The organism is Arenibacter catalasegens (assembly GCF_002909235.1).
Lineage (GTDB): Bacteria > Bacteroidota > Bacteroidia > Flavobacteriales > Flavobacteriaceae > Arenibacter > Arenibacter catalasegens.
Genome location: NZ_PHQQ01000029.1, coordinates 34620 through 46582, shown reverse-complemented (window position 1 = coordinate 46582; position 11963 = coordinate 34620). Strand labels below are relative to the sequence as shown.

Genomic DNA, 11963 nt, shown 5'->3' with positions numbered 1-11963 from the left:
GTATACTATTGCAGTAGCCACATTTTAGACCACTGATCGTTTTCAGCAGGCTGCAATTTACCAATTGCTTGCAACATATTCTCTTCATTAAAAGGATCATCATAATAAAACCTAACAGGAATCTCTTGTCCCTTAGTCCCTGCTATAATGTTGACACTTAAATTTGGAAGTCCTGTTCTACGCCAATCGAACCATGATTCAGGAGTAAGCCATTGAGAAATCCATTTTTGGTGCATAATAGGCTCCATTTTATCTGAGGCATCATTAAAGATTTGTTGTGCCTGTGCCATATACACTCCTTGATCAAAAGGAATAAGGGTGTTGTTCGCTTTATCATACACCGCAGATGGATCTCCGTCCGAAATTCCATACTGCCCCATTGACAATTGAATACCACTATTGTAATAATCTAAGGCACTGTTAGATACCCACCCTCGAACACTTGCCTCAGCCAAGATAAATTGTACCTCAGCAGCATTCATTAGTACTGACTTTACCATTGGATTGGCATCCTCTGCGTACATTTCAGTTAGATACGAAGCATGAGGGTTAGATGCCGCAGCAAGATAGACGCTTCCATCTAGAGTCGCAATTACCTCATTAGCATTGATACCATCCGCAAATTTCTGAAATTGATTAGGATCCGTTAAGGCAACTGGCAAACCAACAAAAAGGGAGGTATTCAAATCGTTCTCCTTATTTCCATCATTATTTATTGCGTTAACATCTACAGTGGTATATCGTTTTAACACGCCACTTTCCTCTACAATTTCATCGGTGGCCCCCTCAAAAATTTGAACATCTACTGGTCTCACCCAAGATGTTAGTCTTGGATCGCCCAGGGCGGTCAAATCATCAACAATGGTAGCTGATGGTTTTCTACGATAAAATTCAGAGCGGTTACTACTTCTTAAGGGGCCTCCGTACCAACTGTTATCGCTATTAGTTCCCACAAATGCAATGCCCGCATTGTCGTCATTGTTTGCTAAAATAGGATACTCAGCACTATTCCCTACTATAGCTGAAATTTCTGCAGCTGGATTAATATCGATACCTCCCTTTTCTGATAAACGCATGTAATACCTTAGGCGTAAAGAATTTGCAAACTTTCTCCACTTCAAGGCATCCCCATGATATACAAGGTCTGCATCAGCAACTTCTTGAATGACCCCGGCTCCCTTTAGAAGGGTATTTGCTTCTGCCAAATCATTTATTATTCCCTTAAAAATGGTCAGTTGATCATCATATACGGGTTTAAAAAATTCCTCCCCTCCATTTTCTGCTAATAGGGCATTCGTATAAGGCAAATCACCAAAAAGAGACGTTAACATCCCATACCAATAAGATTTCATGATTAGTGCAACCCCCTGATAGTAATCTTTTACCTTCCCTGTCTTTTCCTTCTCTGCCCGATCGAAGATATATTTACTATCTTTTAAAGGTTCGTAATAGCCAGCATAACTCGAAGCCTGCCAATTAAAATTAAATCGGTCGTAACTCGTAAAATCACGTTGCAAATATTGGGTGGTAGCAGTAATCTCTGCCGCACCCATATTAAGCTCAGAAGTCATCGTTGCAGATTGGGACAAAATACCGGTAAGAACGAATTTAATGTCTATCTCAGTATCCGGCAAACTATTAGGGCTTACATTTATCTCCTCCAAAGATTCGGAGCACGATGTAGCAAAAAGTACTACCATTGGCAGTAACAGTGCAATTATATTATTCTTTATTCTAGTCATCTTTATTTTTTTTTAGAAACTTATGTTTAGTCTAAGGCCTACTGGGGCGGTCCAAGGGGCCACATTCCATTCTTCAAACCCTTGAGCTCCTTGGTCATAGGCTAGTTCAGGGTCGATTCCGATACCGGCTGCGGTCCAAAGCATAATATTTTTGGCATAAACGGAAATGGCCACATTATCTGCCGAAATAAATTTAGCTACTTGAGCAGGCAATGCATAGGTCATGGTAATATCCCTTAACTTAACAAAGGATGCATCATACATAAAAGCGTATCCGGTTCTCCAAAAACTACCGCTAGACTCTACTACTCTATAGGCATCAAATAATTTTGTGCCAGCATCCCCAAAATTTTCGGTATAGGTACCATCGCCATTGTCTATTACCCCTGGAAAGAAAGCTCCGTTATAATTTCCGTTAAATTCAAATCCACCTAACTCTTCATTTCGTCCACCAACCCAAACATCATTATCTCTATAAATAGGGTTTGATTTGATTTCATTGGCTAATGTTGCCCCATCCGCATAAGAATTAGCATCTAAGATCCCTGAATAAGTACTTGAACTGATCCCATTTTGCCAGTCCTCTATTTTTCCCGAACGTGCCATTCTTTTCATAGATTCGGAGTAGAAATCTCCACCCTGCCTCCAGTCGAAACTAGCGGATAGCGTAAAGTTCTTATATCGAATAGAAGTGTTCATCCCAACAGCAAAATCGTTATTGAAATTTCCAACCTTAATTTGGTTTTCCCGATTTCTATCGACATCCCATCTGCCATTGGAATCCAATATATTCCATCCCGCATACTCACCTTCCTCTACCTTTCTTATATAAGGGGAATACATATCTCCAATGATTCCTCCTACTTTTGTATGAGCACCACCATCAGTTCCTCCACCAAACCTAACAAGGTCAATACCGTCAACCAATTCTACAAGTTTACTTTCCTGTGTGGTGAAATTAAAGTTCATGTTCCATTCAAGATCTTCCGTTCTAATAGGAACCATATTTAATCCAAATTCAAATCCGTAATTTTCCACATTCCCTGCATTAATGGTGGTACTGGTATACCCTGTAAGTGGAGAGACATTCACATTTAAAATTTGGTTTTTGTTTTGAGTCTTGTAATAGGTAGCCTCCAGTCCCAATCTACCCTTAAAGAAACCTAAATCCGCACCTACCTCATAAGAAGTAGCTATTTCTGGCTTTAGCTTGGTATTTGGCATACTGCTTGGAAGTGAATAGGTGAAATCATTGCCCCAATATCCCTGGGTTAAAGTTGGGTGGATTAAATAAGGATCAGTATCTTTTCCTACCTCAGCCCATCCAGAGCGTAATTTAAGCAACGAAATCCAAGATGGCATTTGGAACATTTCAGAAACCAGAACACTTCCAGAAGCGGAAGGGTAAAAGTAAGAACTGTTCTCCTTAGGAAGGGTACTGGACCAATCGTTACGTGCCGTTAAATCCAAGTAGAGCATATTTTTATAGCTCAATGTAGCCATCCCATAAACACTGTATACCGCCTTTTTAAAAGTTCCGCTATTGTATTCTAGACCTCCTCTGGTTACATTGGATAGGGTAAACAACCCAGGAAGCACCAAATTGTCACCTCCAGAACTATAGGTGTTAACTTCACTATTCAATATATTTCCGCCTACAGAAGGAGATATACGGAAATCTCCAAATTTCTTATCATAGGAAAACAAAACATCTACGTTAGTTTCCTTAGAACTACTATTATCTAGGTTATACGCCCCTGTTGGTTTTGTTGTTCCACCACCAAATCCTTGAAAAGACCATGGTTTTAAAGTTTCCTCTTTATTGTAATTACCACTATAAGCTACACGCCCCATAGCTTTGAAATTGGAGGTAATTTCCCAGTCTAGCTTAATATTCCCAAAACCACTTAGTTTGTCAAATTTGTTTTTCCGTTCATTGGCGGAAAACCAAGGGTTGTTGTAACCATCTGTAACCTTGCGTTGTGCAACGTTCGGTGTTTCCCAATAATCTCCGTTTAGGTCATTGATATTTATATGTGGTGCGATATTGAATAAATCAAAATATTGATTATCACCACTTAGATATCGAATTGGATTATTATCAGAATTGGGGTTCGAAACATCAAAATTGGTGGAAACGGTTACATTATCCGTTATTTTATAGGCTGTATTTAGTCGGAAACCAAGCTTTTGAAGTTCGGTGCCTGGAGAGTAACCTTCTCCTTTCAAATGGGATATTGCTAATCTAAAGTTACCCTTATCATAATTCCCACTTATACTTGCATCGTTTATTGTGGTTACTCCCGTTCTAAAGTAATCTTTCTGGGGGTTCTTATAAAACTTTAATGGTACTGCTTCACCATTGCTATTCCATTGTACCGCTGAGCCGCCTTCTTCTGGGCCGTACCAGTGTTGCCATGTGGCTTCATCAAAAATTCCCCTTTGCCCGTTGGTAAATCTATCCTGAGTTTCAAAATATTTATAGGGCGTATTCAAAGTGACTGTAGATGAGAATGAAACCCCAATCCCTTTTTTAAGACCCTCACCAGATTTAGTAGTAACAAGGATTACCCCGTTACCTGCTCTGGAACCGTAAAGTGCAGCTGCACTTGCTCCTTTTAATATGGAAACACTCTTAATATTCATAGCGCTTATATTGCCCAAAACAGCAGTACTCCCAACAGGTGAACCATCTACAACAACCAAAGGCTCATCATTTCCAGACAAAGAAGTTCTACCCCTGATATACACATGGGTTTCCGCATTTAAGTCGTTCCCAGATCTTCGAATATCCAAACCAGAAACCCTACTACTCAATCCACCCAAGGCATTTTCTTGAGGTACCAAGTTCATTTCTTCGCCATCGACCTCTCCTACAGAGTATCCCAAAGCTCTTTTTTCTCGCTTCATTCCCAGTGCGGTAACAATTACCTCGTCCATTTTTTGGGCAGAAGGGTCCATCACAACATCTAAATTAGTGTTGTTCCCCACTACAACCTCCTTGGTCTCCATTCCTATATAGGAGAAGACAAGAACAGTTTGCGAATTGGGTACAGCAATACTAAAATAGCCATCAAAATCGGTAACCACCCCTTTGGTTGTTCCTTTTATAACCACATTTGCACCCGCTAAGATTATACCATCGCTGTCCTTAACAATTCCTTGGACTTCCGATTGTACCGGAGTATCGGATTTAATGGGGACACTTTTAATGTATTTCTTCTCGTTTCTTTTTAGGATAATATGTTTGTCCAATACCTCATAGGACACATTAGTATTGAGAAAAAGCGTTTGCAATATATTCCTAACCTTTTCTTTGTTAACCTTAAGGGTAACAAGTTTACTGATATCCACATCTTTTAAATTATACAGAAATTTAAATTCTGTATGGGCCTCAATCTCATTTAAGACTTTTTCAATGGAGACCTCTTTAAGATCCAGGCTTATTCGCGTATTTTGGGCATAGTTATTAGCCCTAATATTAAATAGTGCAATGAAGAGTAAAATGGTAGTTAACTTCATTTTTAAACTAAATTCCGGGGGGCATAGCTGCCTACCCCTAATTTTAAAAAGGATTTTCATATTTTTGTATTGATTATTTAGATGAGTATTTATTTACTCTAAAATTTCTTGCTGGGAGATGTTCGCGCATCTTCCAGTTTTTTTTGAATTTATTTGCGGTTTATTTTTTTTAATTCATCTGGTAATCTAGTTTAGTTTATGGTTATTTTATCATTTTCAATCGTATAGGCAAACCTATAGCTTGTTCTAAAGGAAGCGAAGATTTGTTCCATTAGCTCATCCTTGTCGAAACTGGCACTAAAATACTGTTCGCCCAGTTCTTTATTATTATTTACAATCCTAACATTGTAAGTGCGCTCCAATTTTTTAATGATATTTTTAAACTGCATACTTCTGAACACCATTTTTCCCGATTTCCAACTGGTATACAGACTAGTGTCTACCTCGTCCAGAGATATGTTACCACTGGAATGGTCATAAACCCCCCTAAAACCGGGCTTCATAAAAGTGGTAGTTGACGGCCCATAAACATCACCGTTGTAAAGCCCAACCGATCCATTGACCAAAACTGTAGTAACCAGTGTATCTTCAGGGTAAGAGGAAAGATTGAATTCTGTACCCAAAACCCGTACTTTTAAATCGTTTATATTCACAATAAATGGATCAATGCTATCTTTTGCAATGGCAAAATAGGCCTCTCCAGTCAAGACTACCTCTCTGGTCTTGCCCGGCAAGAATTTAACTGGATACTTTATGGAAGATCCTGAATTAAGAAATACACTACTGCCATCTGACAGGACCAATTCAAATTGCTTTCCATTGGGAATATTTAGCTGGTTATGTATTAGTTTTTCCGAATCAACGCCTTCATTATAGTTAAGTGTATTTCCTTTTTGTACTCCAACCTCATTTCCTTCTGCATCAATTATCTTTCGCTTACCATCTTCACTAATGACCTCTATATTTCCATTATCCAACTGAAGTGTAATCTGGTTGGCGTCTATTAATTCCTCTACATTAGTTTCATTGAATTTTTGTTCAAAAAAATAACCAAATCCAAGGAGTAAAAATACTACAGCAACTAATTTAAGCAGCATTCGCGGTTGCAACCTGTATATTCCAGATTTCTTTTTCCTAATTTTACCAAGCAAGCGATTCTTAATAGGTTGATTATCAACCTTATTAAGTCCCATATTAATGGCATGGTGCAATAAAACGTAGTCATTGAAGCTTTCTTTGTTGTACGGGTCCTGTAACCAATACTCCAATTCTTTCAATTCTTGTTCACTTGCCGTTTTCGCTAGGTATCTTTGTATACCTTTTTCTATATCCGATGGAATCATTATGCCTGTTATATTAGATATGACGTAAACTAATTGGACCACCCTAGGTTTTAATGAAAAAAAAGAAATTTATTTTTCCACTACTGCCTGGACAAAAAATATGGTCACTGCCAAAAGCGGTGACCATTACGTTGCCCTTTGATAAAAAAGGACCAAGATTCCAAAATATTAATATATTATAATTGAAGAAATGTTGGGTAACTCTTAAGTTCAAATATAGATAACTCCAATGTTGCCTACCAAAGACACACACAGGGCCAATCTGCCTTCAAAAGCTGCCTATTAAGGTCGTGTCCTGAAATTTTATTTTGAAGGGGATTTCTCGGGCCTTTTCTTCCTTACCAAACTATCAGCCGGATAACTAGCCTTTAAATATGCCATTTGAGCCTTAGACCAATCCATAATTTTATCCTGTTGCCCCTGGGTAAGATTGGCTTCTGGATGAAGTCCTAAATAGGTATATGAGGGTATTGGCATTTCCTTCTCTTCCACCATTTCAACAATCTCCTCGAATTTGTGATATTGAATAGCCAAAGGCAATTTTGTGAAGTTTGAAAAATTTAAATGTTTTTTGCCGTCTACCACATGATCATTTAAAAACCAGGCCACAGGCTGAACATTGGAGTACCAGGGATATTCCGTTTTATTGGAATGGCAATCCATACAGGAGACATCCAAGACATACTTCACATCTTCAGAAACCTCATATTTATTGAACATACTGTAAGCAGTATCATCAGAATCATTCTTGTCTGGGCGGATAAATTGAATCAAAATCAATACAGCACCAAGGCCTATTAAAATTTTTTTTATCATAATAAAAATTGTTGGTTAACGGCAAGTACACCTGATTATTCATTTTTGGTGGTGTACTAAAGTAGTATTTTTTTTAGATTAGACTGGCTTTGCTGCAAATGGTTTAATATTTAACACCAACCTAACCGATTGACTGTCTTAGCTTAACACACCAAATTACAATTTAGTGTTATTTTACAGTAACCTAAAAAAGGATACGTTCTTATAATTTGAATTAGCTAAACTAAACCGATGGTCGCATCGGTTTTTTTTGCTGTATTTTGATTTAGGGATTGAGAAATTAACCATTAAGGCTGATATTGTTGGTAATAATCTTCAAAAAAATAGGAATAGCACCGTTTCGTCCTGATCATAACTTAGATATTACTTTTAAATTAGCCAATGTGATTGTTAGCAGACTGTTCTATAGTGGTACAAAAATTCCATTAACGCTTTACAGTATAGGTTGAATTAAAAATTTAGCTACGCAACTTGAAGTACAATCATCCTGAAATTATTGAAGCGGATTAATTAAAACAGATAAAGTAGCCTAGGATAAAAGCACTACACCCTCACAAGGTAATTGGATAAATTCTGCCTAAGTTTATCGAACGAAATTGGTTTCGTAAAGTAGTCGTTCATTCCAACTTCCATGGCCCCTTGGATCGTTTCCTTGGTAACATCTGCAGAGAAACCTATAATAATAATGTCCTTATTGGACTTCCTTATTTCCACAGTAGCCTCAAAACCATCCATTTCTGGCATATGGATATCCATAAAGACCAAATCATATTCGTTTTCGGCTACCGCAACTACGGCCTCCTTTCCATTGCCTACCCAATAAGTGTTTATACCAAAGGTATCCAAGGTCTTCTTGAGCACTAACACATTTATCCTATTATCGTCGACAATTAAAACCTTAAATCCACTTAAATCTATAATATTTGCTAATGGCGCTATTATTTCCGGTTGTACCTCCGTTATAGGAAAACTGAAAGTTATCATAAACTCCGAACCAACACCTTCTGTACTGTCAACTTCAATGTGACCTTCCAGCAGTTCTATTAAAAGATAGGTAATATATAACCCAAGACCGCTACCTTCATGTCTTTTTGTAATACCAGAATCTATTTGCGTAAACCTATCAAAAATGGTTTTAAGCTTGTTTTTTGGAATTCCTATTCCAGAATCCTTTATACCTATACTAATATTAAGGTCATTTTTGAGTATATATTCCTCGTAGGTAATATCTATTCCGCCTTCCTCGGTAAATTTTAAGGCATTCTTTAAAAGATTTGTAAGGATCTGGCCAAATTTTCCAACATCGCCTATAACGTGGGTTTTTGTACCCGAATCCATATCGGAGCGCACATAAAGCCCTTTAGCCTCAATACTGGGACCATAAATACTAATAATATTCCTAAGTTCCTCAGATGGGGAAAAGACATCTTTTTTAAACGTTATTTGGCCAGATTCTATTTTGTCTATTTCCAAAATATCGTTCACCAACAAAAGTAATTTTTTCGAAGAGACATCCATCAAGGATAGATACTCCATTAAAGAACTATCAATTTTCGACTCTTTTAAAACCTCAATAAAACCCATTATGGCATTTAAAGGGGTTCTGATCTCATGGCTCATATTGGACACAAACTCCGTTTTGGCCTTGGACGCCCGCTCCGCCTTTATCCGCTCATCCCTAATACTTTTATTGGTGTTTTTAAGTTTTAAATTTAATTCCCGAAAGCGTTTGTTTTCAATTCTGGAAGATTGATAAAAATAAAGCAATGCACTCATAAGCAGGGATATTAATATCCCAAAAATTAAAATACTGTTAGACGACATTTTCCTTTCTGCCAATATAGCTTTACTGCGAGGCATTAAATAAAAGGTCCAATTTTGCTGATCAAATTCATCCACCTCATAGGACCTAACAAAAATAAGGTCTTCACTAAAGTCACTCGGTGTTGGGTTATTATAGGTATAGAAAGTGGCACCCTTATCATCCTTAATTTCAATAGCGTAGTTTTTCATACCTATTGCCAGTTCATTAAAGGGCGCAGTAAAATCCATTCCAGCTGTAATAGTTCCTTGAAACTTCCCTCCAAAAAAGACGGGGACATCTACCAAAAAGGAATGGCCTCCCTGCGTTAAGGCTGTCCATGATGTTAAATTGGTAGAAGAATCCTTCACATGCCTCATCCATTCCGCTTGCCGAGGATTTCTCGAAATGTCCAAACCCAAAGCGGCCTCATTTCCTTTTAAAGGCAAAATTTTTCTGATAACTTGTGAACTATCTATCCATTCTACAAATTTAAAGGATGGATTTTGCTTTAGAATAAGTAGCGCATCCTCTTCCCAATATTGAAAATAATCCCCATGGCTCATTTCCATACGTTCCATAAGATTCTCCAAGGCCAATATACTATTTTGACCAGAAGATAAAAATGATTGGGATTGTAGAAGTCCATTAACCTCTAGCTCCCTTTTAAGTAATTCTCTGTCCGAATTCAATGAATGATTCCATAAAAGAGTAACAACAATCATTAAAACTGCAAAAACAGCAACAGGATATATTAGTTCTTTTTTTGAAAATTTAAAGGACATGTTAGGAGTTCTCTAGAACGTAAATTATTAGTACAGTCAAAGATATCACAATAAATAAAAAATACCCCCTTTTTCATAGGCATATAAAATTAAGCCTATTTATTACTGTTATCTTAATTTTAACTTTACACCTATTACCGACGAATTAACATTGAAGTTCACTGCCCAAGTTACTTTTTCTCATTTCTTTTGGAGCTGGCCTTAGGATCCGAAAGTAGATTATGAGTTAATAGATAACAGCCAAAGCTCCTTTTATGATTGAAAGATCACCATAGCAGTTTAGTTGGTCCTTTTGGCTATGGGGGATATAAATATTTCTAAATTACTTAAGTATCCATTATTTTTCAGCGGTGCAAAACCTAGGACAATGCCGTAGATGAAATAATTAAAGAAATTTCTAAATAAACTTTTCTAAAAAATTTATCTTTGTTCTAAATAAAAACTATGAGTATGTCTTATGTAGATTTATATAGTACTGGTACACACAGAAGAAATTTAGCGCATTTTGCGTCCATTACCACTTTAGCCGCCATTGACGGTGCAATAAACACCAAAGAAAAAGAATTATTGGACCGTTTCGCCAATAAACTTGACATTACCGAATCCGAATACCAGGAGGTTATGAAATCGGACAATAAATATCCAATTAACCCACCTGCCAGTTCTGAAGAACGCCTGGAGAGATTATTTGATTTGTTCAGAATTATTTTTGTTGACAATGTCATTGATGAAGAGGAGCGGGCTCTGATAACAAAATACGCCATTGGTTTGGGGTATAGGTCTGAAAGTGCCAATTTGATTATTAAACGATCTATAGATATTTTTACTGGAAAAATTGATTTTGAGGATTATTTATATCTTTTAAAACACTAGATCTACATTCTGATTATATAATTGAAAAGGAGCCCAGGGCTCCTTTTCTTATTTTGCGGCCTGCATAAATTCCTCGGCCTTTTCAACCATTTTTCTACTTCCACAAAAGAAGGGTACCCTTTGATGCAATTCTGTGGGCTTTAAATCCAAGATAGGTTTAAATCCATTACTTGCAATCCCATTGGCTTGCTCGGCAATAAAAGCCATAGGGTTGCACTCGTAAAGTAACCTCAATTTACCTTCGGCCGCCACACTGCTCTTGGGATAAAGATAGATACCACCCTTGATCATATTTCTGTGAAAATCGGACACCAAAGAACCTATATATCTTGAGGTATAGGGCCTATCCCCTTCCTCTTTCTGGCAATATTTAATATAATCCTTGACACCTTGAGGGAAATGCACATAATTACCTTCGTTTACAGAGTAGATTTTACCGGTTTCCGGAAATTCCATATTGGGATGTGAGAGATAAAAAGTTCCCAGTGCTGGATTTAAAGTAAAACCATTTACACCATCACCCGTAGTATAGACCAGCATGGTAGAGGTTCCGTACACAATATAACCGGCTGCAATTTGAGCCCTCCCAGGCTGCAAAAAATCTTCCAAGGCTACGGGTGTACCAATAGGGGTTACCCTTCTATAAATGGAGAATATGGTCCCCACCGAAACATTCACATCTATATTGGAAGACCCATCCAAGGGATCAATCAAAACAATGTATTTATTTTGGTGCTTCTTGTCACTACTATTGATACTAATAAAATCATCTTCCTCTTCAGAAGCGATGCCACAAACGATTTCCCGATTAATTAATGTCTGAATAAACTTTTCGTTGGCCAAAACATCCAATTTTTGTTGGTCTTCTCCTTGAATATTGGTATCCCCGGCAGCACCAATAATATCGACCAAGCCCGCCTTATTAACCTCGTGGCTAACGACCTTTGCCGCCAATCTAATTGCATTTATAAGTTTAGAAAGCTCCCCTGAGGAATATTGAAAAGAGGATTGGTTTTCAATAATGAATTCCCCTAGGGTAGTATTTTTTCTATACATAGCTAAAGCATTGTTTATTTGAGCA

At 37.5% G+C, this 11963-nt stretch carries 7 protein-coding genes; 1 reads left to right on the top strand and 6 read right to left on the bottom strand.

The features are described 5' to 3' along the window. Window positions 1-5: 5 nt before the first annotated feature. The 5 genes from CWD90_RS19265 to CWD90_RS19245 all read right to left on the bottom strand — a co-directional run bounded on the left by CWD90_RS19265 (window position 6) and on the right by CWD90_RS19245 (window position 10009). Window positions 6-1742 carry a SusD/RagB family nutrient-binding outer membrane lipoprotein gene (locus CWD90_RS19265; RefSeq protein ID WP_103477697.1) on the bottom strand — a complete coding sequence of 579 codons (1737 nt, stop codon included), beginning with the start codon at window positions 1740-1742 and terminating at the stop codon, window positions 6-8. Window positions 1743-1754: 12 nt separating this feature from the next. Then, window positions 1755-5264: a SusC/RagA family TonB-linked outer membrane protein gene (locus CWD90_RS19260; protein WP_157941278.1), complete on the bottom strand. Its 3510-nt coding sequence runs from the start codon at window positions 5262-5264 to the stop codon at window positions 1755-1757. Between the two features lie 191 nt (window positions 5265-5455). Continuing rightward, the gene (locus CWD90_RS19255; RefSeq protein ID WP_103477695.1) at window positions 5456-6607 is read right to left on the bottom strand and encodes a FecR family protein; all 1152 of its coding nucleotides are present in this window, start codon (window positions 6605-6607) and stop codon (window positions 5456-5458) included. Window positions 6608-6910: 303 nt separating this feature from the next. Beyond that, complete coding sequence (locus CWD90_RS19250; RefSeq protein ID WP_103477694.1) at window positions 6911-7423, bottom strand: heme-binding domain-containing protein; 513 nt, start codon at window positions 7421-7423, stop codon at window positions 6911-6913. A gap of 543 nt (window positions 7424-7966) precedes the next feature. Beyond that, the gene (locus tag CWD90_RS19245; RefSeq protein ID WP_103477693.1) at window positions 7967-10009 is read right to left on the bottom strand and encodes a response regulator; all 2043 of its coding nucleotides are present in this window, start codon (window positions 10007-10009) and stop codon (window positions 7967-7969) included. 450 nt (window positions 10010-10459) lie between these two features. Here CWD90_RS19245 and CWD90_RS19240 point away from each other — a divergent pair, with 450 nt between their 5' ends. Further along, window positions 10460-10882, top strand: a complete 423-nt coding sequence (locus CWD90_RS19240; RefSeq protein ID WP_103477692.1) for a tellurite resistance TerB family protein — start codon at window positions 10460-10462, stop codon at window positions 10880-10882. A 48-nt stretch (window positions 10883-10930) separates the two neighbouring features. Here CWD90_RS19240 and fbp read toward each other — a convergent pair whose 3' ends face one another. Next, window positions 10931-11938: a class 1 fructose-bisphosphatase gene (gene fbp / locus CWD90_RS19235; RefSeq protein WP_103477691.1), complete on the bottom strand. Its 1008-nt coding sequence runs from the start codon at window positions 11936-11938 to the stop codon at window positions 10931-10933. Between the last annotated feature and the right edge of the window lie 25 nt (window positions 11939-11963).